This is a genomic window from Streptomyces sp. NBC_00539 (genome assembly GCF_036346105.1).
GTDB lineage: Bacteria > Actinomycetota > Actinomycetes > Streptomycetales > Streptomycetaceae > Streptomyces.
Window position 1 is genome coordinate 5,627,032 of sequence record NZ_CP107811.1, and the last position, 23,890, is coordinate 5,650,921.

Below are 23,890 nucleotides of genomic sequence, written 5' to 3' on the forward strand. Positions count from 1 at the left end.
GGGATGGTTTCCCGGACGGAGTTGACACCCCGTCGATCGCCGGGACACCATCCCGGCGATGGAGATCAACGATCTGACGGCCGCCGAACGCCGCGTCTGGGACGCCTTCCCGCGCGGCGAGGGCGTCGACTTCCGCGAGGAGCCCGAGGACAGCTCCGTCGACGGGGCCGGCTGGGGACCGGGCCGCACCCTCCGTGCGGAGGTGCTCCGGGCCCTCCTGCTCGGCGCCGGGCCGGCCGAAGAGGGCCAGGTCCCCGGGCTCAAGGTCAAGGGCGCCCGGATCACCGGCGCACTCGACCTCAGGTACGCCGTCGTCGACCACCCGATCCGGTTGCGGGACTGCTGGTTCGAGCGCAAACCGCTCCTGTACGGGGCCCAGTTGAAGGCGCTCGTCCTCGGCTACTCGACGCTGCCCGGCCTGACCGCCGCCACCGTGCGCGTCGAGGTGGTCCTGCGGCTCTCCTGCTGTCGCATCACCGGGCCCGTCCGCCTCCAGGGCGCCCGGGTCGCCGGAGGCCTCTTCGTCCAGGGGGCCGTCATCGAACCGGCCCCCGGTGAGGAGGCGGGCGAGGCCGCGCTCCAGCTCAACCACGCCGAGATCGGTACCGACATCATCGCCAACGATCTCACCGTCCACGGCCAGCTGCGCCTGAACGGCGCCACGGTGGGCGGACAGGTCCAGCTCGACGGGGCGCGCCTGCTGAACCCCGGGGGGATAGCCCTGCACGCCGAAACCCTCACCGTCGGCACCGACCTGCGCGCGCACCGGCTGCACGCCCGCGGCACGGTCAACCTCACCGGCTCCCGCATCCCGGGCCAGGCCAACCTCACCCGGGCGGACCTCGCGAACCCCGCAGGGACGGCCCTGCGCGCCTCCAGCTGCGCCATAGGCGAGCTGTGGCTGCGCCGCTGCCCGCCGGTCCGGGGTGATGTGAACCTTCGCCGGTCCACCGTCGACATGCTCCACATCGAGCCGCAGACCTGGCCGCAGCGGATCGCCGTCGACGGCCTCACCTACCGCACCCTCGCCCCGCACCTGCCCGCCGGGGAACGCCTGCCCGCACTGGAGCGGGAGGAGTCGGGATACCTCCCGTACGCCTACGAGCAGCTCGCCGCGGCCTACCGCACCGCCGGGGACGAGGCGGCGGCGCGGACCGTGCAGCTCGCCAAACTCCGCCGGCACCGCCGTACCCTGCCCCGGTACGCCAGGCTCTGGGGGCTGCTCCAGGACGCCACCGTCGGCTACGGCTTCCGGCCGCTGCGCGCCACGCTCTGGCTGCTGGCCCTGCTGGTGACGGGCTCGCTCGCCTTCGCCCTCCACCATCCGAGGGAGCTCAAGCAAGGGGAGGCTCCGGACTTCAATCCGGTGTTCTACACGATCGACCTGATGCTGCCGATCATCGGCTTCGGCCAGGAGGAGGCCTTCGCGCCGGGCGGCTGGTACCAGTGGCTGTCGTACCTGCTGGTCGTGACCGGCTGGGTCCTCGCCACTACGACCGCGGCGGGCGTCAGCCGGTCACTGCGACGCCAGTAGCTACGCGGCTTCGGCGACGCCGGCTTCCTTGGCCTTCGTGGCGTACATGTCCACGTACTCCTGACCCGACAGCCGCATGACCTCCGCCATCACCGAGTCGGTGACGGCGCGCAGCACGTAGCGGTCCCGGTCCATGCCCTCGTAGCGGGAGAACTCCATCGGCTCGCCGAAACGGATGGTCACCCGGCCCGGGCGGGGCATGCCCTTGCCGCCCGGCTGGAGCTTGTCCGTGCCGATCACCGCGAACGGCACGACGGGCGCACCGGTCATCAGGGTGAGGCGGGCGATGCCGGTGCGGCCGCGGTAGAGCCGGCCGTCGGGGGAGCGGGTGCCCTCGGGGTAGATGCCGAAGATCTTTCCCTCTTCGAGGATGCGGCGGCCGGTCATCAGGGCCGCGACTCCGCCGTTCGCGCCGTCGCGGTCGACGGGGATCATGCCGGAGCCGGTGAAGAACCACGCCATCAGGCGGCCCTTGAGGCCCTTGCCGGTCACGTACTCGTCCTTGCCGATGAAGTGGACCGTGCGGTCGCAGACGAGCGGCAGGATCATCGAGTCGATGAAGGTGAGGTGATTGCCCGCGAGGATCACGGGACCGGTGCCCGGGATGCTCTCGATGCCCTCCACCCGGGTGCGGATGATCAGCCGCATGACCGGTCCTACGGTGGCTTTGATGAGCGCGGTACGGAACAACGTGAGCCCTCCGGCATCGAAAAGCGGCTTCGCACGACACGGTGGTAGTGCAGGTGAGGACGATACTCGCGGGTCAACCCTGATCGCACATCGGGTTCACGTGTCGGATACGCAGTGTTGACGCGTGTTTGCGCCATGTTCCCCCCGCAACCCCCTCCGCGCCACCGTTCGCCGCCTACCATCGGCGGGCCGGGCAGGCCTCGTGACCTGGGGATCCTCGGGCAGGCGGCCCTCAGACACAGGGAGTGCACTCATGACGCAGGGCGGGGCAGCACGGCGTACGGTCCTGGGGGCCGCGGTCCTGGCGGCGGGCACCGGGATCACCGGACTGGCGGCAGGCCCGGCCGCCGCGGCCGGCGGCCACGAGGGCGGCTACCGGGACCTCCCCGTCCCCCTGATCGTCGGTCACCGCGGGTCCAGCGGCTACCGGCCCGAGCACACCCTGGGCTCCTACCAACTGGCCCTCGACCTCGGGGCCGACGTCATCGAGCAGGACCTCGTGCCCACCAAGGACGGTCATCTGGTCTGCCGTCACGAGAACGAGATCGGCGGCACCACGGACGTCGCCGACCATCCCGGCTTCGCCTCCCGGCGGACCACCAAGTCCGTCGACGGGGTCTTGGTCACCGGCTGGTTCACCGAGGACTTCACCCTCGCCGAACTCAAGACCCTGCGCGCGAAGGAACGTATCCCCGCCGTCCGCCAGCGCAACACGCTTTACGACGGCCGGTGGGACGTGCCCACCTTCGAGGAGGTGCTGCGCTGGGCCGACCAGGAGGGCCGCAGGCGCGGCAAGCGGGTCTGGCTGCACGTCGAGACCAAGCACCCGAGCTACTTCCGGGCACTGGGCCTCGGTCTGGAGGAACCCCTCGCCAAGCTGCTGCGCCGCTACGGCCGCGACGGGAAGAACGCGCCGCTGTTCCTCCAGTCCTTCGAGCCGTCCAGCATCCAGCGGCTCTCCCGGCTGGTCTCCGCGCCCCGCGTGGTGCTGCTCGGGGCCGCCAACACCCGCCCCTGGGACTTCGAGCTGGCCAAGGACCCGCGCACCGTCGCCGACCTCGTCACGCCCGAGGGCCTCAAGTGGATCGCCGGCTTCGCCCAGGGCATCGGCCCCACCCTCGACCTGATCGTGCCGCGCGACGCGGACGGCAAGCTGGGCACCCCGACGGCCCTGGTGCGCGACGCCCACGCGCAGCGGCTGGTCCTGCACCCCTACACCGCGCGCAACGAGAACAGCTTCCTGCCGGCCGAGTACCGCAAGGGCACCGACCCGACCGCCTACGGGGACGCCTTCGGAGCCTTCCGCCGCTACTTCGAGCTCGGCATCGACGGCATCTTCACCGACAACCCGGACACCGGGCTGCTGGCCGCCGAGGCCTTCCGGCCCGGGCGGGGCTCGCGCCCGTAGCCCCACGCCCCGCCCATGGGCCCGCCCGTGGGCCGTGTCCCGCCCGCGGAGCCGACGCGGCGTCAACGAGCGGCCGCTGTTCCTCGTACGAGTGTGCTGTGCCCGGCGGGGAAACCGCCGGGCACGGCCGTCGCGTCCCGCCCGGCATGGACGCGATGAAGGACACCGACCTCTTCGACGAGCTGGGCCCGCTGCTCTCCGCCGAAGCCGCCGCGGAGGCCCCGGCCGCCGGGGTCGACGCCGCCGACCTGGAACAGGCCGTCTGGGTCAGGCTGCTCGAACGCGGCCCCGCCGCCCCGGGTCCGGCCGGCGCCGCGGCGGACGCCTCCGCCGAACGGGCCCGCTGGCTGCGCCGGGCGGTGCGCGCGGAGGCCCGCCGGGCCAGGCGGCGGGCGCTGCGCGAGGTGCCGTACGGGGCGCGGCCCGGCTGCGCCGGCGCCGACCCGGAGGACGCGGTGCTGCACGGGGAGCAGCGGCGGGTCCTCCGGTCGGCGGTCGCCCGGTTGCCCGGACGGTGCCCGGAACTCATAGGAGCACTTTTGTCGCCGAGGGACCTCACGTACCGTGAAATCGCAGGAGAGTTGGGTATCTCACAAGGAAGTTTGGGGCCGGTGCGTTCCCGTTGCCTGGGATGTCTGCGCAGAATGCTGGCTGCAGAGGTTGCGGCTCCACGCCTGCGGGGAATGGAGCGGTAGACCAACGGGCTACCAGGTGAGCTGGAGGCATGCGCACATGGGTATGAGCGTGACCATTTCGGCGGCGGCCGCCGAGGACGTCGAGCAGATCTTCAAGCTCCAGTACCTGGCGTTCCAGCGCGAGGCCGAGCTGTACGGCAACTACCGCATCCAGCCGCTCACCCAGACCCTCGACTCCCTCAAGTCGGAGCTCGCGACCGACACCGTGCTCGTGGCCCGGCTCGGCGACGAGGTCGTCGGCACGGTGCGGGGCAACGTGGACGAGGACGGCACCGGCAAGATCGCCAAGCTGTGCGTCCACCCCCGGCTCCAGGGCCACGGGCTCGGCGCCCGGCTGCTGCGCGCGGTGGAGGAAGCCCTCGCGGGCAACAGCGGCACCAGCCGGTTCCGGCTGCACACCGGCCACAAGAGCGAGTCCAACCTGCGGCTCTACCGCAAGGCGGGCTACGTACGGGTCGGCGACCGGACCGCCTCCGACGGGGTCCACCTCGTCGTCCTGGAGAAGGAAGCGAAGGACGCGGCCGACTTCGCGGTCAGCGCCTGAGCCCCTGTCAGGCCCTCTCGCGCGTCAGCGCTTCGCGCGCAGCCAGAGCATCCCGGTGACCGGCAGGATCACCGGGATGAACAGGTAGCCCATGCCGAACTGCGACCACACGGTCGCGTCGGGGAACGCCTCGGGCCGCACCACGGTCCAGGTCCCGACGACGAGCACGCCGGTCAGCTCGGCGGCGCAGCACACCCGCGCCGCCTTGCGGGCCGTCTCCCCGCCCCGCACCAGCGAGTACGTGATGAAGACGTACACGAGCGCGGCCACCGCCGACAGCGAGTAGGGCAGCGGAGCCCGGTCGAACTCGGTGGAGATCTGGTACGCCGAGCGCGACACCGCGCCCACCGTGATCACCCCGTACAGCCACACCAGCAGCAGCCCCGGCCCGGAGACCAGCCGCTCGCGTCGCGCGGGCGCCCCGGCGGTGTCGGCCGCGGCGGTATCGGTGTCGGGCAGGTCAGGCACCGGCGGTTCCCCAGATGTCGTAGAGGCGTACTTCGAGGACGGCGAGGACGACCGCACCGGCCGCCACCGTCACCGAGCCCCACTTCGTGCGTTCGGTGAGCGAGAGCAGCCCGGCCGCCGGGACCGCCGCGAAGGCGCCGAGCAGGTAGGCGACGAACAGCACCGTGCCCTGCTCCGGCTTCTCGCCCGAGCCCAGCTCGACCAGGCCGACCACCAGCTGGGCCAGGACCAGGACGGTCACCACGGCCATGCCGATGAAGTGCCAGTCCTTGGTCGGCTGGTTCCGCAGGGCGGCGAAACCGCACCAGGCGGCGAGGGCGAGGGCGGCCGCGCCGAGGGCGACCGTCAGGGCGTCGAGCATGCTGCGAGGGTATTACGGGGCGGATGATCCGCTGCGCGCGCCCCTGTGGGGGACCCCGCTGAACGCTCGGTGCCCGCCCCGCCCTCCCGCTGTCCGTCCGGCATGCGACCCGATGGCGTCCGCTATGCGGACAGAATGGAACGCTGAGCCGATCGGTCTGGTTTACTGGGGCCCATGACCACGACGAGCAGCCGCACCCTTGCGACCGAGGCGACGATGACGCCCGGTGCTCGTTGTATGTGTCGAATGTGCGCCTTCTGAGGGCCCCTTCCCCGCAGTCTCGCGCCCCGAAGCGAGACCGGCCGAGCCCCGTGGACACCCTCGTGTGACACCCGGAAACGCTCCCGCCCCGCGCATGCGCCCGCCTCACCCTTTTGTGACGGTGTGACCCGTATCGCGTGCCAGATGTTTGCCCCGTGCCGGCACACCCCGCTGCGCCGCGCACTCGACAGCGACGGAAATCCTGTGATCACCACATCGGGCCTCACGAAGGTCTACCAGTCCCGTGGCCGCGAGGTCACCGCCCTGGACGGCGTCGACCTCCACGTAAAGGAGGGAGAGGTGTACGGGGTCATCGGCCAGAGCGGCGCCGGCAAGTCCTCCCTCATCCGCTGCGTGAACCTGCTGGAGCGCCCCACCAGCGGCACGGTGACCGTCGACGGCGTCGACCTCACCGCGCTCGCCGGTCGCGGCCGCCGCGCCGGCAAGGAGCTCCGCCAGGCCCGCAGCCGCATCGGCATGGTCTTCCAGCACTTCAACCTGCTGTCCTCGCGCACCGTCCAGGGCAACATCGAGCTGCCCCTGGAGATCCTCGGCGTCTCCGGCCGCGAACGCTCCCGCAAGGCCGCCGAACTCCTCGACCTGGTCGGCCTCGCCGACAAGGCGAAGGCCTACCCCGGCCAGCTCTCCGGCGGCCAGAAGCAGCGCGTCGGGATCGCCCGCGCCCTGGCCGGCGACCCCAAGGTGCTCCTGTCCGACGAGGCCACCAGCGCCCTCGACCCCGAGACCACCCGCTCCATCCTCCAGCTGCTGCGCGACCTGAACCGCCAGCTCGGCCTGACCGTGCTGCTGATCACGCACGAGATGGACGTGGTCAAGGCCGTCTGCGACTCCGCCGCGCTGATGAAGGGCGGCCGGATCATCGAGTCCGGCACCGTCCCGGAACTGCTGGCCACCCCCGGCTCCGAACTCGCCGGCGAACTCTTCCCCGTCAGCGGCGCCGCCACCGGCCCCGACCGCACGGTCATCGACGTCACCTTCCACGGCGAGGCCGCGACCCGGCCGGTCATCTCCCAGCTCGCCCGGACGTACAACATCGACATCTCGATCCTGGGCGCGGCGATGGACACCGTCGCCGGCAAGCAGATCGGCCGGATGCGCATCGAGCTGCCCGGCCGCTACGAGGAGAACGTCGTCCCCGTCGGCTTCCTGCGCGAGCAGGGCCTCCAGGTCGACGTGGTCGAAGAGGACGCGGACGCGGCGCGGGACGTGGACGAAGACGTGATCGCAGACGCCGAGCTCGCCGAGCTCGTCAAGGACGGTGCCAAGTGACCTGGTCGGAAATGCAGCCCCTGCTCACCCAGGGCACCTACGACACCCTCTACATGGTGCTGTGGTCGACGCTGGTCACCGTCGCCGGCGGACTGCCCATCGGCATCCTCCTCGTCCTCACCGACCGCGGCGGCCTGCTCCAGAACCAGCCGCTCAACAAGGCGCTCGGCGTGATCGTGAACATAGGCCGGTCGCTGCCGTTCATCATCCTGCTGATCGCGCTGATCCCCGTCACCACCGCCGTCGTCGGCACGTTCATCGGCCCCACCGCCATGATCGTGCCGCTCGCCATCGGCGCCGTCCCCTTCTTCGCCCGGCTCGTCGAGACGGCCGTCCGCGAGGTGGACCACGGCCTCGTCGAAGCCGTCGAGTCCATGGGCGGCGGTGTCCCGACCCTGGTCGGCAAGGTCCTGCTGCCGCAGGCCCTGCCCTCCCTGATCGCCGGCGTCACCACCACCGTCATCACCCTCGTCGGCTACTCGGCGATGGCGGGCGCGGTCGGCGGCGAAGGACTCGGCTCCAAGGCCATCACCTACGGCTTCCAGCGCTTCGAGACCGGGTTCATGGTCGCCACCGTCGTCGTGCTGATCGCACTCGTCACCGTGATCCAGCTGATCGGCGACGGCGTCGTACGTCTCCTCGCCCGCCGCGGCCGCACCACCTGAGCCGTCACGGCCCCCCAGACCCACCCCCACAGAGCCCGCACTTGTCGTGCTTGGGCCACCACCCCGCAAGTCCTGCGCACGATCCGCGCACTTGCAAGCAAGGAAAGGCACTCTTCGTGCGTAAGAACATCAAGCTCACCGCCTTCGCCGCCGCCTCCGCCGCGCTCGCCCTCGGCCTCACCGCCTGCGGCAGCTCCTCGGACCCGTCCTCCACCAAGGCCGACGGCGGCAAGGTCGACGCGAGCAAGCCGCTCGTCATCGCGGCCTCCCCGAGCCCCCACGCCGACATCCTGAACTTCGTCAAGGACAAGCTGGCGGCCAAGGACGGGCTCAAGCTGGAGGTGAAGGAGTTCACCGACTACGTCCTGCCCAACACCGCCACCGAGCAGGGCCAGGTCGACGGCAACTACTTCCAGCACAAGCCGTACCTCGACGACTTCAACAAGAAGAACGGCACCCACATCGTGCCCGTCGTCAACGTGCACCTGGAACCCCTCGGCCTCTACTCCAAGAAGGTCAAGGCCATCGGTGACATCAAGGCCGGCCAGACGATCGCCGTCCCCAACGACACCACCAACGAGGGCCGCGCGCTCCAGCTGCTCGCCGCCAACAACCTGATCGCCCTCAAGGAGGGTGTCGGCACCGGCGCCAAGCTGTCCGACATCACCGACAAGAAGGGCCTGGAGTTCAAGGAGCTGGAGGCCGCCACGGTCCCGCGCGCCCTGAACGACGTCGACGCCGCCGTCATCAACGGCAACTACGCCCTGGAAGCCAAGCTCGCGCCCGCCAAGGACGCCCTGATCCTGGAGAAGGCCGACGGCAACCCCTACGCCAACTTCCTCGCGGTCAAGGACGGCAACCAGAGCGACCCGCGCATCCAGAAGCTCGCCAAGCTCCTGAACTCCGACGAGGTCAAGAAGTTCATCGAGGACAAGTACCAGGGCTCGGTCACCCCGGCCTTCGGCGCTCCCGCGGCCTGACCCGCCGGGGCTCGCGGCCCCGCCCGCCCCCACCGGGCGGGCGGGGCCGGCGCCTGCCCGCATCCGGGCAGCCCGGCCCTGCACATCACCCTGCCGATGCTGCATGCTGTGGCCTACGACCCGCACGAACGGTCCCCCCGCACCACGGTCGCACCACGGTCTCAGGCATGGAGCTGCGCATGACTACCACCTTCCCGGACGTCACCATCAGCACGGACCGGCTGGTGCTGCGCCCCTTCGAGGAAGAGGACGTCACCGCGCTCGCCGAGATGATGAACGACGAGCAGGTCATCGCGTGGACCTCCGCCCCCCACCCCTACACCCGGGCCGACGCCCACGACTGGGCCACCCGGCGTTCGCACGCCGAACGCACCGAGGGGCGCGGCATCGTCCTCGCCGTCACCGAGTTCCTCACCCACCGCCTCGTCGGCGCCGTGCACCTGCGCAACACCGACTGGCGCACCCGCAGCACCGAGGTCGGCTACCTCACCGCCCCCTGGGCCCGCGGCGAGGGCTACGCCAGCGAGTCCGTCCTCGCGGTCGCCCAGTGGCTGTTCAGCGACCGCCACTTCGAGCGCCTCGAACTGCGCACCGCCGCCGACAACGCCGCCTCCCAGCAAGTGGCCCAGAAGATCGGCTGCATCAGCGAGGGCGTCCTGCGCAGCGCGTGCATAGTGCGCACCCAGACCGCGGACGGCTCCTGGGCCGAAACCCGCAGCGACCTCATCGTGTGGGGCCTGGTCCCCGAGGACCTCGACGAAGCCGGCGACTACGACGACCCCGGATACGGCGAGCGGTACGAGTTCCGGGAGCGGGCCGAAGTGAGCGGCCACACGGCCGGCGCCGACCGGCGGCGGTCCTGGGCGCCGGAGGCGCTGTGAACCGATGACCAGGTAGTCTCACCGTGCCCGCCCCGCCCGGCGAAGCTCCGCCTGCCCCCACCCCAGGAGACTGACGACGATGGCCGACCGGGTCACGGTGATCGGCTGGGACGGCTCCGCGCTGACCGCGGCCGCCCGGTCCGCGCTCTCCGCCGCCACCCTGGTGGCCGGCGCCGCCCACCACCTCGCCCTGCCCGAGGTACCGCCCGCCGCCGAACGCATCCGCCTCGGCAGCGTCGGCCTCGCCGCCCGCCGGATCGCCGGCCACCGCGGCACCGCCGTCGTCTTCGCCGACGGCGACCCCGGCTTCTTCGGAGTCGTGCGCACCCTGCGCGCCCCCGAGTACGGCCTCGAAGTCGAGGTGGTCCCCGCCGTCTCCTCGGTCGCAGCCGCCTTCGCCCGCGCCGGGATGCCCTGGGACGACGCCCAGGTGGTCGTCGCCCACCCCCGGACCCTGCGCCGCGCCGTCAACGTCTGCCGCGCCCACCCCAAGGTCGCCGTCCTCACCTCGCCCGGCGCCGGGCCGGCCGAACTCGCCCTGCTCCTCGGCCCGGTCCACCGCACCTTCGTCATCTGCGAGGAACTGGGCACCACCAGGGAACGGGTCACCGTCCTCACCTCCGACAAGGCGGCCGACCACAGCTGGCGCGACCCCAACGTCGTCATCGTCATCGGCGGCCAGGCCTCCGCCGCGGCCGAACCCGCCTGGCTGCTCGGCCAGAACGCGGCCCGCACCGCCGGACGCGGCTGGGCCCGGCCGCAGCCCGGCACCGGCGAAGGCGAGTCCGCCCCGCTGCGCGCCGCGCAGCTCGCCCGCCTCGGCCCCCGCCCCGGCGACCTCGTCTGGGACATCGGCGCCGGCTCCGGCGCACTCGCCGTGGACGCCGCCGCGTTCGGCGCCGCCGTCATCGCCGTCGACGCCGACCCCGGCGCGTGCGAACGCGTAACTGCCCTCGCCCGCACGCGCGGAGTGCTGGTCCAGGTCGTCGCCGGACGGGCACCCCTCGTACTCGAAGACCTGCCCGAACCCGACGTCGTACGCGTCGGCGCCGGGGGAGCGGAGGTGGTCTCCGCCGTCGCCGACCGCCGGCCCGAACGGATCGTCAGCCACGCCTCCACCCGCGACGAGGCGGAGGCCATCGGCCGCGCCCTCACCGAACACGGGTACGCCGTCGAATGCGCGCTGCTCCAGTCCGTCGGGCTCGACACCCGCACCTGGGACGAACAGGACCGTTCCGTCGTGTTTCTCCTGGCAGCCGAACGACCCCGAACTGCCCCGGCAGGCCCCGGCTCCGCCACCGGGGTAGGCTGACCGATCGTCGTACTGCCCTGGCAGGACGTGGGACGTGGCGCAGTCCACAGCGGACCGTGCTGGTTTATGGCCCACACGGCGGCTGACGAGCGCGACAATGCTCAGTAGTTGTCGTGCGGGCGCACCCGAGGCGAACGCGGCTGACGGCAACCCCGCACGGCAACTCCGCGCGGCGGCCCTGTGGGCGACCGGGCGATCGAAGAGGCAACACCGATGGGCGAGGGGTACGCATGACTGACACCGGCCAGGTCCCGGGCGAGGGTCACCCGGACAACGCGGGCATGGTGGACCAGCAGGGCATCCCCGCTCAGGCCCCGCCCCTTCCCCCCGTCCCCCCGCAGGCTCCCGCGGGCTACGCCTTCCAGGACCTCGTGGACGACTCCGCCGAGGGCGAGGACGAGGAGCTCCTGCTGATGCCGAGCGGCCAGGGCGCCTGGAGCGACCCGCAGCCCGTCCCGCCGGCCCCCGTCTTCCCGGTCGAGCCGCAGCAGGCGTACCCCGACTACCCGCAGCCGCTGTACACGGAGCAGACCGGCGGCGTCTACGCCGAGACCCCGTACGCGCAGACCCCGTACGCCGAGACCCCCGCCGCGGACAACGGCCACCCCGGACTCCCGCAGGACGCTCACCCCGCGCCCGCGCAGCCCGAGCCCGCCTACAGCGCCGGCGCGCACGAGGCGGGCGGCCGGGACTCCGGGGCGCTCGGCCTCGGCGGCCTCGTGGTCCCGCCGCCGGCCGCCGCGTCCGCGGCTCCCGCCGCCACGGCCCGGCGCCCGCTGCACATGGGCCCGGCCGTGCCGGAGGCCGGTGGCCTCGTACGGTCCCTCGCGGACCGGGGCCCCGCCACCGCCCCGGCCGCGGCCGCGCCGGTGACGCCGATCCCCGTGCGCCGGTCGGGTCCGCCCACCACGGGCCCGGAGTACCTGGACGTCCCGCAGCCGGAGGAGGCCCCCGAGGCCGCCGTTCCCCCGGCCGTACCGCAGCAGGCCGACGTCCCGCCGCAGGCCGGCACGCCGTGGACGGCGGAGCCGGAGGCCGGGGCCGCCGCCCCGGAGGCCGTTGCCGTGGCCGAGTCGGCGCCCGTCGTGGAGCCCGCGCCCGTCGCGGAGCCGGAGCCCGTGGCCGATCCGGCGCCCGGCGCCGGGGCCGCGCCCGTGGCCGATCCGGCGCCCGTCGCCGAGCCCGCCGGGGAACCGGCCGCCGCCGTGGAGCCCGCGCCGGAGCCCAGCACCGTGGCCGCGCCGGAGCCGGTCGCCGCCGAGGCGGAGCCGCAGCCCGCGCCGGAGCCCGCGGCCCCGCTTGAGCCGGCCGCCGCGGCGGAGCCGGCGCCGGTTGCCGCCGAGGCCGCGCCTGCACCTGCCGCGGAGCCCGCGCAGGTGGAGCCCGCGCAGGTGGACGCCGTCCAGGAGCCCGAGCCGCAGCCCCATCCCGCGCCGGCCGACGTGGCCGCCGCGGAGCCCGCCGAGGCCGCGGCCGCCCCCGAGACACCCGAGCCCCCCGTCGCCGAAGAGGCCGCACCGGCCGGGGCGGAGCCGCTCCCCGCCGAGGCCGCGCCCGTGGCGGAGCCCGCCGCCGAGCCGCAGGAGCAGGCGCAGGTCCCCGTAGCGGTGGCCGCCGAGCCCCTCCCGGCCGTGGACGAAGCCCCCGCGCCGGCCGGGACCCCGGAGCTCCCCGAGGGCCCCGAGCTGCTCGCTCCCGCCGTCGCCCCGGGCGAGCCGGCCCCCGCCTACGCCGACGCCGACCGCGAGGCCATCCAGCGCGTCATGCGCGAGCGCCGCGACATCCGCAAGGGCTTCCGCCCCGACCCGATCCCGCACGACGTCCTGCTCCGGGTCCTCGAAGCCGCGCACACCGCGCCCAGCGTCGGCCACTCCCAGCCCTGGGACTTCGTCGTCATCCGTTCGGCCGAGACCCGCCGGACCATGCACGAACTCGCCCAGCGCCAGCGCGAGGCCTACGCCAAGTCGCTGCCCAAGGGCCGGGCGAAGCAGTTCAAGGAACTCAAGATCGAGGCCATCCTCGACACCCCGGTGAACATCGTCGTCACCGCCGACCCCACCCGCGGCGGCCGCCACACCCTCGGCCGGCACACCCAGCCGCAGATGGCCCCGTACTCCTCGGCCCTCGCCGTCGAGAACCTCTGGCTCGCCGCCCGCGCCGAAGGCATCGGCGTCGGCTGGGTCAGCTTCTTCGACGAGCGCGAGATGGTCCGCGAGCTGGGGCTCCCCGAGCACCTGGAAGTCGTCGCGTACCTGTGCGTCGGTTACGTCGACGAGTTCCCCGAGGAGCCCGAGCTGGCGCAGGCCGGCTGGTCGCAGCGCCGACCGCTGGCCTGGGTCGTGCACGAGGAGACGTACGGGCGCCGCGCGCTGCCCGGCGAGGAGCCGCACGACCTGCTCTCCGAGACGGTCGCCGGCATCCGCCCGCTCGACGCGAAGGCGCTCGGCGAGGCCTGGGAGCGGCAGAAGCGCATGACGAAGCCGGCGGGCGCGCTCGGCATGCTGGAGATCATCTCCGCCCAGCTGGCGGGTCTGTCCCGGGTCTGCCCGCCCCCGATCCCGGAGCCGGCAGCCGTCGCGATCTTCGCCGGTGACCACGGGGTGCACGCCCAGGGCGTCACCCCCTGGCCCCAGGAGGTCACCACCCAGATGGTGGCCAACTTCCTGGGAGGCGGAGCCGTCTGCAACGCGTTCGCCAACCAGGTGGGCGCCGAGGTGTGCGTGATCGACGTCGGCGTCGCCGGGGACCTCCCGGCCACGCCCGGCCTCCTTCCCCGCAAGGTCCGCCCGGGCACGGCCGACCTCTCGACCGGCCCGGCGATGACCCGCGAAGAGGCCGTCCAGGCCATCGAGGTGGGCATCGAGACCGCCCGCGACCTGGTCGCGGCGGGCAACAAGGCCCTGCTCACGGGCGAGATGGGCATCGCGAACACCACGGTGTCGGCGGCGCTGATCTCCGTGTTCACCGGAGTGGACCCGGCCGAGGTCACCGGCCGCGGTACGGGCATCAACGACGAGACGCACGCCCGCAAGGTCGAGGTCGTCCGCCGCGCCCTGGAGCTCCACCAGCCGGACCCGGCGGACCCGATCGGCGTCCTCGCGGCCATCGGCGGCCTGGAGCACGCGGCGATCGTGGGCCTCCTGCTGGGCGGCGCGTCCCTGCGCACCCCGGTGATCCTGGACGGCGTCAGCGCCGGCGCGGCCGCGCTCGTGGCCCGGGCCATCGCCCCCGAGTCCCTGTCGGCGTGCATCGCGGGCCACCGCAGCGCGGAGCCGGGGCACGTGGCGGCCCTGAACAAGCTCGGCCTGCGGCCGCTGGTGGACCTGGACCTGCGCCTCGGCGAGGGCACGGGCGCGCTGCTGGCCCTGCCGCTGGTGCAGAGCGCGGCCCGCGCGATGCACGAGGTCGCCACCTTCGACTCGGCCGGCGTCACCGAGAAGTAGCCGCCGGAACCGCTGCGCGGGGCGGTAGCCCCTCCCCGCCCCTTCCCGAACCGGGACTCCGCCCCGGACCCCGCGCCTCAATCGCCGGCGGGGCTGGGATCTGCTGCGCAGATCCAGCCCGCGCGGCGATCGAGCGCACGGGCGCGGAGCGCACGTACCGGAGGTCCGGGGGCTCGCCCCAGGTTCCGGGAAGGGGCGGGGAGGGGCAACGGCCCCGCGCAGCGGCGGACGCCACGGGTCGTATCGTGGACCCGCACACCCCGACCAGCCGCTCCAGCGCAGCAGCGGCAGACACACCGCCGTATCAGGAGCCGCACCGCCATGGCCGAACACCCCGCGTACCCCGTCGGTCTGCGCCTCGCCGGCCGCCGCGTCGTCGTCATCGGCGGCGGCCAGGTCGCCCAGCGCCGCCTGCCCGCGCTGATCGCGGCCGGGGCCGACGTCCTGCTGGTCTCGCCCTCGGCCACCCCCTCCGTGGACGCCATGGCCGAGACCGGCGAGATCCGCTGGGAGCGCCGCCGCTACGAGGACGGCGACCTGGCCGGCGCCTGGTACGCCCTCATCGCCACCCGGGACCGCGAGGCCAACGACCGCGCCTCCGCCGAGGCCGAGAGCAACCGCGTGTGGTGCGTACGCGCCGACGACGCCGAGGCGGCCACCGCCTGGACCCCGGCCACCGGCCGCGTCGAGGGGGTCACCGTCGCCGTCCTGAGCGGCAACGACCCCCGCCGCTCGGCCGCGGTCCGTGACGCGGTCGTGGAGGGGCTGCGCGACGGCTCCCTCACCGGGGCCCGCACCCGCACCCCCGGCGTGTCCCTCGTCGGCGGCGGCCCCGGCGACCCCGACCTGATCACCGTCCGCGGCCGCCGCCTGCTCGCCGAGGCGGACGTCGTCATCGCCGACCGGCTCGGCCCCCGGGACCTCCTGGACGAACTCCCGCCGCACGTCGAGGTCATCGACGCCGCGAAGATCCCGTACGGCCGTTTCATGGCCCAGGAGGCCATCAACAACGCCCTCATCGAGCACGCCAAGGCCGGCAAGGCCGTGGTCCGGCTCAAGGGCGGGGACCCGTACGTCTTCGGCCGCGGCATGGAGGAGCTCCAGGCCCTCGCGGAAGCCGGGATCCCCTGCACCGTGGTGCCCGGCATCTCCAGCTCCATCTCGGTGCCCGGCGCGGCCGGCATCCCGGTCACCCACCGGGGCGTCGCCCACGAGTTCACCGTCGTCAGCGGCCACGTCGGCCCCGACGACCCGCGGTCCCTCGTGGACTGGGCCTCCCTCGCCAAGCTGACGGGCACCCTCGTCATCCTGATGGGCGTGGACAAGATCGGCCTGATCGCCGAGGCGCTGGTGCGCCACGGCCGCCCCCACGACACCCCCGTCGCCGTCGTCCAGGAAGGCACCACCGCGACCCAGCGGCGCGTGGACGCCACCTTGGCCACGGTCGGGGAGACGGTGCGAGCGGAGGAGATCCGCCCGCCGGCCGTCATCGTCATCGGCGCGGTCGTCGCCGTCAACGCCCCCAAGGCCTGACCACCGTCGCCGGCGCCTGACCGGGCCGTTGGCACCACACCCAGGACAAGGCAGTATCACCCTGTGGCTGATCTCATCACCGTCGAAGACCCCGACGACCCGCGTCTGCGCGACTACACGGGCCTGACCGACGTCGAACTGCGGCGCCGGCGCGAGCCCGCCGAAGGGCTCTTCATCGCCGAGGGCGAGAAGGTCATCAGACGGGCCAAGGACGCCGGCTACGAGATGCGCTCGATGCTGCTGTCCGCGAAGTGGGTCGACGTCATGCGCGACGTCATCGACGAACTCCCGGCCCCCGTCTACGCCGTCACCCCCGAGCTCGCCGAACGGGTCACCGGCTACCACGTGCACCGCGGCGCCCTCGCGTCGATGCAGCGCAAGCCCCTTCCGGCGCCGGACGAACTGCTGGCCGACGAGTCCGAGGGGCGCCGCATAGGTGTCTTCGAGGGCTTCGTGGACCACGCCAACCTGGGCGCCGCGTTCCGCAGCGCGGCGGCGCTCGGCATCAGCGCGATACTGCTCTCGCCGGACTGCGCGGACCCCCTGTACCGGCGCGCCATCAAGGTCTCGATGGGCTCGGTCTTCTCCGTCCCCTACGCGCGCCTCGACCAGTGGCCGGCCGACCTGGAGAAGGTCCGCGAGGCCGGCTACCGGATCCTCGCCATGACGCCCAGCCCCAAGGCGACCCCTCTGGACCAGGTCCCGCCGGCGCGCTTCGCACGCTCGGCGATCATGCTGGGCTCCGAGGGCCACGGCCTGTCGACGTACGCCCTGCGGGCCGCCGACGAGTGGGTCCGCATCCCCATGGCGGAGGGCATCGACTCCCTGAACGTCGCCGCGGCCTCCGCGGTGGCCTTCTACGCGACCCGGCCGCCGTCGGCGTAGCCCCGGTCCGCCCTCGGGCCGCCCTCCCCGGCCCTCAGAGCTTCTGCGCGGCGGCGATGCCCAGGGCGACGATCAGCGTCACCACGACGAACACGATCAGCCGCTGCCGCATCAGTCTCGGGTCGGGCCGGGAGGGCCGGCGGCCCGTCCCCGTCGTCCGGGGCGCCGGGCGGCCCCCCGTACGCCCGCCGGTGGAGCCGGGGTTGCGCGGCGACGAGGGGCGCGAATGGGGGCCGCTGTGCGGGCCCTGCGGCCGCGGGGTGGCACCGCCCGCGGCGCCTCCCCCTCCCGTGCGCCGCTCCGTGTGCTGCTCGGGGTACTGCTCGGTCAGCCGGCCCGTGGGCCGCTCGGTACGGGCGCGCTGCGCCGGAGGCCGGACCTCGCCCAGCCCCTGCGCCTCGCGGGCCGCGATCTCCTTGAGCCGCATCGACAGCTGGAGCGTGCTCGGCCGGTCCTCGGGGTCCTTGGCCAGGCAGGCCCGCACGAGGGGCGCGAGGGCGTCCGGGACCCCTTGCAAGTGGGGCTCCTCGTGCACCACGCGGTACAGCATCACCTCGGAACTGCCGTGCCCGAAGGGCGAGTCGGCGGTCGCCGCGTAGGCGAGGGTGGCGCCGAGGGCGAACACGTCGGTCGCGGGGGTCACGGCCGCGCCGCGCACCTGTTCGGGGGCGAGGAACCCGGGGGAGCCGACCGCCGTACCCACATGGGTCAGCGTGCTCGCCCCGGTGGCCCAGGCGATGCCGAAGTCGATGATCCGCGGACCCTTGGGGGAAAGCAGGATGTTCGAGGGCTTGAGGTCGCGGTGGACGACCCCGGCCTCGTGGACGGCGACCAGACCCTCCGACAGCGCGGCCCCGATCGCGGCGATCTGCGCTGCCGTCAGCGGGCCCTCCTCGGCCACCTTGTCGTGCAGGGAGGGACCGGGCACGTACTGGGTCGCGAACCACGGCCGCTCGGCCTCCAGATCGGCGGCGACCAGCCGGGCCGTGCAGCCCCCGCGGATCCGGCGCGCGGCGGACACCTCGCGCGCGAAGCGCGAGCGGAACTCCTGGTCCTCCGCCAGGTCCGGCCGGATCACCTTCAGCGCGACCCGTTGCCCCCGCCGGTCGGATCCCAGGTAGACGACGCCCATGCCGCCCGCCCCCAGCCGCCGGTGCAGCCTGAACGAGCCGACGACACGCGGGTCCTCGCGCCGGAGCCGCATCATCGCCATGTCCACCCCGCTGCCCGGTCGTCCTGTTGACGTGCCACAGCTTACGGACCATCCGGCACGTGCGCTCAGAGGCCGCGCCCTCGCCGGGGCAATCGATCGTCAGTGCGGAGCACGCCACTTGAGGGTGGCTCAGATGGTTCGCCCGGTTTTCGCACCACACCACCCGACACCTCCAAACGGCCCCCGCACCAAGGCGATTGGCCCCTCGGACGGTTCCCGCGGTGCTCCGCGGGCGAACGGCCGGCCCCGCGGCCGCCCCCGCATGCGCGCACATCTCGTAGGAAGACACGCGTGTGCGGGGAGTGACGGAAGTGAGCGAAGTCACTACCCTCCGGTCATCCCTTCCGGGGAGACCCTCATACCGGGGGAGTGATCTCCACCCTGGGGAGTACACGGGAGGGTGGTCCCTCATCCTCCCGGAGGCCCGGCAAGGGGTACGAGGGCATGAGGCCAGGGCCCCCCGGCCCGCCTAGTGTTGAGCACAAGCGGCGGGCGGCACACTCGTCCCCCGAGGTCACGAGCCCGCCGCTGCCAGACGACAGGGAGAGGACCATGGCGGACTCCGCACGGCAGGGGCGCAAGGCATTCGCGTTCAACAGCCACGAGTCCGGGACGCGCCACCCCTTGGTGGCCGCGGCCATGGTGCTCCCCCTGGCCGTCCTCCTGCTCTTCGTCTTCGGAGGCTTCGATCAGGTGGCGGCACAGGCGTCGTCCGTGGGCGCGATGCTGGGGCGCTGAGCGGCGCTCCAGGCCCGGAAGAGCGGTCCGGGCCGGGACATCGCCCTGTCGTACCCCGTGGGGACGGGGGCGCGACGGACGGCAGGTGAAGGGTGCTGCCCGTACGACTGGGGAGTCGGACGGGCAGCACCCTTTTTCGCGCCCACTTCACTCCTCGCGCCCGCTCTGCCCCGCGCGACGCCCCGCTTCCCCGCACGGCGCCGCTTCTTCGCGCCCGGCGCCGACGGCAACGCGAAAGCCCCGGCCGTTGATACGGCCGGGGCTTTCAGGCGGTGCGCGATACTGGGATTGAACCAGTGACCTCTTCCGTGTCAGGGAAGCGCTCTCCCGCTGAGCTAATCGCGCGGGATCACGGCTCTGGAGCCGCAGGTGGAGCAGGTGTTACGGATGCTGCGTGCGCGATACTGGGATTGAACCAGTGACCTCTTCCGTGTCAGGGAAGCGCTCTCCCGCTGAGCTAATCGCGCGGGTGGTCCTCGCGGACCAGTGGACGATACTGGGATTGAACCAGTGACCTCTTCCGTGTCAGGGAAGCGCTCTCCCGCTGAGCTAATCGTCCTTGGAGGTGGAGACGGGATTTGAACCCGTGTAGACGGCTTTGCAGGCCGTTGCCTCGCCTCTCGGCCACTCCACCAGGAGCTGCGGGGGTTCTCGGGAAGACCCCCCACTTCGAGCGGACGACGAGACTCGAACTCGCGACATCCACCTTGGCAAGGTGGTGCTCTACCAACTGAGCTACGTCCGCAGGTCACCATGTTCGCTCCGGGGTGTTCCCCTTCGCTCCCTGGCGACGTGTTGAACTCTAGCGGATTCCCGGGCCAGCTCAAAAACGCGTTTCCGCAGCGTGCTGCCGCTCGATCACCGTCGGTCACCCCGCCGTCACCTCTCCGGCGCCATCCCGTCACCGGTCATAGACTCGCAGCCGTGCACGACCTGCCTCCCCTGGCCCGCTTCGGCGGCCGCCTCGCGACCGACCTCCGCGACGTCACCAGCGACCCCTGCGCCCTCGACTCCACCGGCTTCTGGGCGGTGACCGCAGACTTCGAGGGCCGTCTGGTGTGCGCGCGCTTCGGGGACGTACGCCCCGACCCCGTTCCCGCGCCCGTCCCCGGTGCCTGGCACGGGCCCGCCGCCGACCAGTGGACCTCCTCGCTCGACCGCGGCGCCTACGTGGCGGGCGTCCGCCGCATCCGCGAGCACATCGCCCGCGGCGAGGTCTACCAGGCCAACCTCTGCCGCGTGCTGTCCGCGCCGCTGCCCGACCCGGTCCGGGCAGACGTCGACGCCCTCACCGCCCTGCTCGCGCGCGGCAACCCCGCGCCCTATGCAGGAACGATTCGGCTCCCGGCCCACGGCGTCGAGATCGCCACCGCCTCCCCCGAACTGTTCCTGCGCCGCAGCGGCCGGCACGTGGAGTCCGGGCCCATCAAGGGAACCGGCCGTACCGTCGCGGACCTGCTCCCCAAGGACCACGCCGAGAACGTGATGATCGTGGACCTGGTGCGCAACGACCTGGGCCGCGTCTGCGTGCCGGGCTCGGTCACCGTCCCCGAGCTGTGCGCCGTCGAGGAACACCCCGGCCTGGTCCACCTGGTCTCCACCGTCAGCGGGGAGCTGGCCGAGAGCGCCGGCTGGCCGCAGCTGCTCAGGGCCTCCTTCCCGCCCGGCTCCGTCACCGGCGCCCCCAAATCCTCGGCCCTGCGGATCATCGAGGCCCTGGAGACGGCCCCGCGCGGCCCCTACTGCGGGGGCATCGGCTGGGTCGACGCCGACCGGGGCACCGCCGAGCTCGCCGTCGGCATCCGCACCTTCTGGATCGACCGCGAGGTGCCCGGCGGCGCCCGCCTGCGGTTCGGCACCGGCGCGGGGATCACCTGGGGCTCGGACCCGGAGAGGGAGTGGGCCGAGACCGAACTGAAAGCGGCCCGGCTGCTCGCGGTAGCGTCAGGTACGCACGAGACGCGCGAGCCGCATGAGGCACGCGATGCGCATGGGCTGAGTGAAGGGACCGTTCGGTGAGGATCTGGCTCAACGGAGAGCTGCGGGACGCTGACGCGGCGAAGGTGTCCGTACTGGACCACGGGCTGACCGTGGGCGACGGCCTCTTCGAGACGCTCAAGGCGCAGAACGGGACCGTGTTCGCGCTCACCCGCCACCTCGACCGGCTGACCCGCTCGGCCCGCGGCCTCGGGCTGCCCGACCCCGACCTGGACGAGGTGCGCCGCGCCTGCGCCGCCGTGCTCGAAGCCAACCCGATGCCGCTCGGCCGGCTGCGCATCACCTACACCGGCGGCGTCTCCCCGCTGGGCTCCGAGCGCGGCAAGACCGGTCCCACCCTGGTCGTCGCGGTCGGCGAGACCACCCGGCGTCCCGACACCACCGCCGTGGTCACCGTGCCCTGGGTCCGCAACGAGCGTTCGGCGCTGACCGGCCTCAAGACCACCTCGTACGCCGAGAACGTGGTCGCGCTCGCCCGCGCCCACGCGGCGGGGGCCTCCGAGGCCCTCTTCGCCAACACCGTGGGGCAGCTCTGCGAGGGCACCGGCTCCAACGTGTTCGTCGTACTCGACGGGGAACTGCACACCCCGCCGGTCGCCTCCGGCTGCCTCGCGGGCATCACGCGGGCCCTCGCGGTGGAGTGGACCGGCGCCAAGGAGGCCGACCTGCCCCTGGACGTACTGGAGCGCGCCGACGAGGTCTTCCTCACCTCGACCCTGCGCGACGTCCAGGCGGTCCACCGCGTCGACGGCCGCGACCTGACGGCCGCCCCGGGGCCCGTCACCGCCAAGGCCATGCGGATCTTCGACGAGCGCGCGGGCTCCGACCTCGATCCGTAGGGCCCGCCCCGCGGGAACGCCCGCCGCCCGCACGCCCTGTCGCGGCGGGCGTGCGGAGGGTAGAACTCGACGATGACCACCACACTGCGGCCGAGCGGGCCGCTCCAGCACGGCGAAGGGGGCGCGCGCTCGCGCCCGTACGAGGTACGCGTCAACAGCAGGCGCGTCGGCGAGCTGCTGATCCGCGCCGGAACCGCGTTCGGGCCGCAGGTCGGCGAAATCGGGGATCTGGTCATCGACCCGCCGGACCGCCGCCGGGGCCGCGCCACCGTCGCCTCGCTCGCCGCCGAGGAGGTGCTGCGCGGCTGGGGCTGCCGGCGGGTCCGGGTCTCGGTCCCGGCGGGATCCCCGGGCGGCCTGCGGCTGGCCGAAGCCCTCGGGTACACCGAGTACAGCCGCTACCTGGCCAAGCAGCTCCCGTCCGGGCCGCCCGCCCTGCCGCAGCAGCTCACCTCCCGCCCGATGACGGAGGAGGAGTACGCCGCCTGGTCCGCGGTGGCTCCGGCCGGCTACGCGGCGGAACTGGCCGAGCGCGGCATGCCGGAGCACGACGCGCACGCGAGGGCGGTCGCCGACCACGCGGCCCGGTTCCCCGAGGGCCGGGACACCCCGGGCGTCACCCTCGCCGTCCTGGAAGCCGCCGGCGCCCCCGTGGGCCACCTCTGGCTCGCCGCGCACGGCCAGGACGCGTACGTCTTCCAGGTCGAGGTCTGCGAGGGGCACCGGGGCCGCGGCTACGGCCGCGCGCTGATGCTGCTCGCGGAACGCGAGGCCCTCGCCGCGGGCCACCGGACGGTCGCCCTCCAGGTCTTCACCACGAACACCCCGGCGCTGCGCCTGTACGAGTCCCTCGGCTACCGGCCCACGGCCCTGAACTACGCCAAGGACCTGCTGTAGCCGCCCGCCCGCGGCTCCTCAGCCCGCGAGCAGCCGGTCGGCGATCTCCTCGATGCGGGCGCGCAGGCCCTCCTGGCTCTTGCCGCCGTCGAGGCGCTCGCCGCCGATCACGTACGTGGGGGTGCCGGTCACGCCGATCGCCTTGCCCTCGGCCTGGTCGGCGTCGACGACCAGGATGTGCCGCCCGTCGACCAGGGCGGTGTCGAACTCCTCCACGTCCAGACCGAGTTCACGTGCCACATCGAGCAGCACCGCCTCCCCGCGCTCACCCAGCTCGGCGGTGCGGGCCAGTACGGCCTCGGCGTACGGCCAGCCCTGCCCCTGCTCCGCGGCTTCCTCGGCGGCCTGGGCCGCGGCGAAGGCGTGCTTGTGCTTCTCCAGCGGGAAGTGCCGCAGCACGACGTCCAGCCGGTCGCCGTAGCGGGCGCGCAGGGCGCGTACGTCCTCCAGCGCGCCGTGGCAGTCCGGGCACTGGAGCTCGCACCACACCTCCAGGACGACGGGCGCGGCGGGTGCGGTGACGGAGTCGGGGGAGTGGGAATCGGTCATGCGCACAGTCTCCCAGCTCGCCGTCGGCCGCACCGACCGGCACCTGCGGAGGAGGCCCGACCCCGAGATCTCCCGGAGATCGGTCCGGGGGCCGCCCGGGACGTGGCCCCCGCGCCGGTGGGCGGTGCACGATGGACGGGGGCGGACCACCGCCGCCCGCCCGACCGCGTCGGCTCCTGGAGGACAGCATGCTCGCCGAGACCATTTGTTCCGCGGTGTCCGCGGCGGGCCTGGGGATCGCCGCGGTGACCGCGTACCGCAGGCGTTTCCTCGCCGCGGCGCGCATCGCCGCTTACGCGCTGGTGCCGGTCGCGCTGGTACTGACCGGTTTCGTGGAGTGGGTCGCGGGGATGGTGTTCGCGCCGTCCGTCTGGATCGGCTTCGGGCTGCTGGGCGTGGCGTGGGTGCTGTTGCTGACCACCCGGGCCGTCGAGCGCCGCGCGCTCGGCCGGCCCGCGAAGCAGAAGGAGCCGAAGGCGGCCGGGGGACGTCCCGGCCGGGAGGCCGTCGCCCCCGACGCCTCCGCTCCCTCCCTCGCCGCAGGTTCCCGGTCCCGTTCGGCGCCGGAGCGGGCCGCCGCCCCGGCGGACGACTTCTCCGACATCGAGGCGATCCTCAAGAAGCACGGCATCTGACGGCCTCTGACGGCGGAGGCCGGCGGCCGCGCGCCGCCCGCCCCGTCACGGGAAAGGGCGAACTCCCGCCA

General features: G+C 73.4%; 22 protein-coding genes and 5 tRNA genes. 17 read left to right on the plus strand and 10 right to left on the minus strand.

The annotated features are described in order from the left end of the window. The first annotated feature begins 58 nt into the window (after positions 1-58). Positions 59-1,534, plus strand: a complete 1,476-nt coding sequence (locus OG861_RS25265) for a membrane-associated oxidoreductase (RefSeq protein WP_329193779.1) — start codon at positions 59-61, stop codon at positions 1,532-1,534. Here the strand turns inward: OG861_RS25265 and OG861_RS25270 are convergent, their stop codons facing one another. Then, complete coding sequence (locus OG861_RS25270) at positions 1,535-2,182, minus strand: lysophospholipid acyltransferase family protein (RefSeq protein WP_329193777.1); 648 nt, start codon at positions 2,180-2,182, stop codon at positions 1,535-1,537. Positions 2,183-2,477: 295 nt separating this feature from the next. On the opposite strand from OG861_RS25270, the gene OG861_RS25275 reads away from it, so the two are divergent. From OG861_RS25275 to OG861_RS25285, 3 genes are all read left to right on the plus strand, one after another. Further along, positions 2,478-3,632 (plus strand): glycerophosphodiester phosphodiesterase, encoded by a 1,155-nt coding sequence (locus OG861_RS25275; protein ID WP_329193775.1) that lies wholly within the window; start codon positions 2,478-2,480, stop codon positions 3,630-3,632. Positions 3,633-3,778: 146 nt separating this feature from the next. Further along, entirely contained in the window at positions 3,779-4,327 is a 549-nt protein-coding gene (locus tag OG861_RS25280; protein ID WP_443056751.1) for a sigma-70 family RNA polymerase sigma factor, read from the plus strand. 37 nt (positions 4,328-4,364) lie between these two features. Continuing rightward, a complete protein-coding gene (locus OG861_RS25285) occupies positions 4,365-4,871 on the plus strand; it encodes a GNAT family N-acetyltransferase (protein ID WP_329193773.1) in 507 nt (168 codons plus the stop codon). A gap of 24 nt (positions 4,872-4,895) precedes the next feature. Here the strand turns inward: OG861_RS25285 and OG861_RS25290 are convergent, their stop codons facing one another. Continuing rightward, entirely contained in the window at positions 4,896-5,330 is a 435-nt protein-coding gene (locus OG861_RS25290) for a hypothetical protein (RefSeq protein WP_329202046.1), read from the minus strand. Between the two features lies 1 nt (position 5,331). Further along, a complete protein-coding gene (locus tag OG861_RS25295) occupies positions 5,332-5,700 on the minus strand; it encodes a hypothetical protein (protein ID WP_329193772.1) in 369 nt (122 codons plus the stop codon). A 465-nt stretch (positions 5,701-6,165) separates the two neighbouring features. Between OG861_RS25295 and OG861_RS25300 the strand changes: the two genes are divergently transcribed. From OG861_RS25300 to OG861_RS25335, 8 genes are all read left to right on the plus strand, one after another. Beyond that, positions 6,166-7,251 carry a methionine ABC transporter ATP-binding protein gene (locus tag OG861_RS25300; protein ID WP_329193770.1) on the plus strand — a complete coding sequence of 362 codons (1,086 nt, stop codon included), beginning with the start codon at positions 6,166-6,168 and terminating at the stop codon, positions 7,249-7,251. After that, entirely contained in the window at positions 7,248-7,916 is a 669-nt protein-coding gene (locus tag OG861_RS25305) for a methionine ABC transporter permease (protein WP_329193769.1), read from the plus strand. The genes OG861_RS25300 and OG861_RS25305 overlap by 4 nt, the downstream gene beginning before the upstream one ends. A gap of 116 nt (positions 7,917-8,032) precedes the next feature. Beyond that, the gene (locus tag OG861_RS25310; protein ID WP_329193767.1) at positions 8,033-8,896 is read left to right on the plus strand and encodes a MetQ/NlpA family ABC transporter substrate-binding protein; all 864 of its coding nucleotides are present in this window, start codon (positions 8,033-8,035) and stop codon (positions 8,894-8,896) included. Between the two features lie 179 nt (positions 8,897-9,075). Further along, positions 9,076-9,777, plus strand: coding sequence for a GNAT family N-acetyltransferase (locus OG861_RS25315; protein ID WP_329193765.1), 702 nt, complete (start codon positions 9,076-9,078; stop codon positions 9,775-9,777). Between the two features lie 79 nt (positions 9,778-9,856). Continuing rightward, positions 9,857-11,089 (plus strand): precorrin-6y C5,15-methyltransferase (decarboxylating) subunit CbiE, encoded by a 1,233-nt coding sequence (gene cbiE / locus OG861_RS25320; protein WP_329193764.1) that lies wholly within the window; start codon positions 9,857-9,859, stop codon positions 11,087-11,089. Positions 11,090-11,319: 230 nt separating this feature from the next. Continuing rightward, entirely contained in the window at positions 11,320-14,532 is a 3,213-nt protein-coding gene (cobT, locus tag OG861_RS25325) for a nicotinate-nucleotide--dimethylbenzimidazole phosphoribosyltransferase (RefSeq protein WP_329193763.1), read from the plus strand. A 321-nt stretch (positions 14,533-14,853) separates the two neighbouring features. Continuing rightward, complete coding sequence (gene cobA, locus OG861_RS25330; RefSeq protein WP_329193762.1) at positions 14,854-16,065, plus strand: uroporphyrinogen-III C-methyltransferase; 1,212 nt, start codon at positions 14,854-14,856, stop codon at positions 16,063-16,065. A gap of 63 nt (positions 16,066-16,128) precedes the next feature. Next, the gene (locus tag OG861_RS25335; protein ID WP_329193761.1) at positions 16,129-16,950 is read left to right on the plus strand and encodes a TrmH family RNA methyltransferase; all 822 of its coding nucleotides are present in this window, start codon (positions 16,129-16,131) and stop codon (positions 16,948-16,950) included. 34 nt (positions 16,951-16,984) lie between these two features. Here the strand turns inward: OG861_RS25335 and OG861_RS25340 are convergent, their stop codons facing one another. Then, on the minus strand, positions 16,985-18,163 hold the full coding sequence (locus OG861_RS25340; protein ID WP_443056458.1) for a serine/threonine-protein kinase: 1,179 nt from the start codon (positions 18,161-18,163) through the stop codon (positions 16,985-16,987). A 552-nt stretch (positions 18,164-18,715) separates the two neighbouring features. Here OG861_RS25340 and OG861_RS25345 point away from each other — a divergent pair. Continuing rightward, positions 18,716-18,901: a hypothetical protein gene (locus OG861_RS25345; protein WP_329193759.1), complete on the plus strand. Its 186-nt coding sequence runs from the start codon at positions 18,716-18,718 to the stop codon at positions 18,899-18,901. Positions 18,902-19,174: 273 nt separating this feature from the next. Here OG861_RS25345 and OG861_RS25350 read toward each other — a convergent pair. The 5 genes from OG861_RS25350 to OG861_RS25370 form a co-directional block, all read right to left on the minus strand. After that, positions 19,175-19,246: transfer RNA gene (locus tag OG861_RS25350), tRNA-Val, on the minus strand. Positions 19,247-19,296: 50 nt separating this feature from the next. Beyond that, a tRNA-Val gene (locus OG861_RS25355) sits at positions 19,297-19,368 on the minus strand. 20 nt (positions 19,369-19,388) lie between these two features. Continuing rightward, positions 19,389-19,460 (minus strand) — tRNA-Val (locus OG861_RS25360). Between the two features lies 1 nt (position 19,461). Further along, positions 19,462-19,535: transfer RNA gene (locus tag OG861_RS25365), tRNA-Cys, on the minus strand. A gap of 38 nt (positions 19,536-19,573) precedes the next feature. Then, positions 19,574-19,646, minus strand: a tRNA-Gly gene (locus OG861_RS25370). A gap of 179 nt (positions 19,647-19,825) precedes the next feature. Between OG861_RS25370 and OG861_RS25375 the strand changes: the two genes are divergently transcribed. The 3 genes from OG861_RS25375 (at position 19,826) to OG861_RS25385 (ending at position 22,635) form a co-directional block, all read left to right on the plus strand. Next, a complete protein-coding gene (locus OG861_RS25375) occupies positions 19,826-20,920 on the plus strand; it encodes a chorismate-binding protein (protein ID WP_329193757.1) in 1,095 nt (364 codons plus the stop codon). Further along, positions 20,917-21,738, plus strand: coding sequence for an aminotransferase class IV (locus tag OG861_RS25380; protein ID WP_329193755.1), 822 nt, complete (start codon positions 20,917-20,919; stop codon positions 21,736-21,738). The genes OG861_RS25375 and OG861_RS25380 overlap by 4 nt, the downstream gene beginning before the upstream one ends. A gap of 72 nt (positions 21,739-21,810) precedes the next feature. Beyond that, positions 21,811-22,635, plus strand: a complete 825-nt coding sequence (locus tag OG861_RS25385) for a GNAT family N-acetyltransferase (RefSeq protein WP_329193754.1) — start codon at positions 21,811-21,813, stop codon at positions 22,633-22,635. Positions 22,636-22,653: 18 nt separating this feature from the next. Here the strand turns inward: OG861_RS25385 and OG861_RS25390 are convergent, their stop codons facing one another. Next, the gene (locus OG861_RS25390; RefSeq protein WP_329193752.1) at positions 22,654-23,184 is read right to left on the minus strand and encodes a DsbA family protein; all 531 of its coding nucleotides are present in this window, start codon (positions 23,182-23,184) and stop codon (positions 22,654-22,656) included. A gap of 188 nt (positions 23,185-23,372) precedes the next feature. Between OG861_RS25390 and OG861_RS25395 the strand changes: the two genes are divergently transcribed. Continuing rightward, complete coding sequence (locus tag OG861_RS25395; protein WP_329193751.1) at positions 23,373-23,819, plus strand: hypothetical protein; 447 nt, start codon at positions 23,373-23,375, stop codon at positions 23,817-23,819. The last annotated feature ends 71 nt before the right edge of the window (positions 23,820-23,890 follow it).

Excerpts from the sequence above, each read along its gene's own strand:
- OG861_RS25265 (WP_329193779.1), top strand. The coding sequence starts at position 59 with ATGGAGATCAACGATCTGACGGCCGCCGAACGCCGCGTCTGGGACGCC.
- OG861_RS25270 (WP_329193777.1), bottom strand. The coding sequence starts at position 2,182 with ATGCGGCTGATCATCCGCACCCGGGTGGAGGGCATCGAGAGCATCCCG.
- OG861_RS25275 (WP_329193775.1), top strand. The coding sequence starts at position 2,478 with ATGACGCAGGGCGGGGCAGCACGGCGTACGGTCCTGGGGGCCGCGGTC.
- OG861_RS25280 (WP_443056751.1), top strand. The coding sequence starts at position 3,779 with ATGGACGCGATGAAGGACACCGACCTCTTCGACGAGCTGGGCCCGCTG.
- OG861_RS25285 (WP_329193773.1), top strand. The coding sequence starts at position 4,365 with ATGGGTATGAGCGTGACCATTTCGGCGGCGGCCGCCGAGGACGTCGAG.
- OG861_RS25295 (WP_329193772.1), bottom strand. The coding sequence starts at position 5,700 with ATGCTCGACGCCCTGACGGTCGCCCTCGGCGCGGCCGCCCTCGCCCTC.
- OG861_RS25315 (WP_329193765.1), top strand. The coding sequence starts at position 9,076 with ATGACTACCACCTTCCCGGACGTCACCATCAGCACGGACCGGCTGGTG.
- cbiE (WP_329193764.1), top strand. The coding sequence starts at position 9,857 with ATGGCCGACCGGGTCACGGTGATCGGCTGGGACGGCTCCGCGCTGACC.
- cobT (WP_329193763.1), top strand. The coding sequence starts at position 11,320 with ATGACTGACACCGGCCAGGTCCCGGGCGAGGGTCACCCGGACAACGCG.
- cobA (WP_329193762.1), top strand. The coding sequence starts at position 14,854 with ATGGCCGAACACCCCGCGTACCCCGTCGGTCTGCGCCTCGCCGGCCGC.
- OG861_RS25340 (WP_443056458.1), bottom strand. The coding sequence starts at position 18,163 with ATGGCGATGATGCGGCTCCGGCGCGAGGACCCGCGTGTCGTCGGCTCG.
- OG861_RS25345 (WP_329193759.1), top strand. The coding sequence starts at position 18,716 with ATGGCGGACTCCGCACGGCAGGGGCGCAAGGCATTCGCGTTCAACAGC.
- OG861_RS25385 (WP_329193754.1), top strand. The coding sequence starts at position 21,811 with ATGACCACCACACTGCGGCCGAGCGGGCCGCTCCAGCACGGCGAAGGG.
- OG861_RS25390 (WP_329193752.1), bottom strand. The coding sequence starts at position 23,184 with ATGACCGATTCCCACTCCCCCGACTCCGTCACCGCACCCGCCGCGCCC.
- OG861_RS25395 (WP_329193751.1), top strand. The coding sequence starts at position 23,373 with ATGCTCGCCGAGACCATTTGTTCCGCGGTGTCCGCGGCGGGCCTGGGG.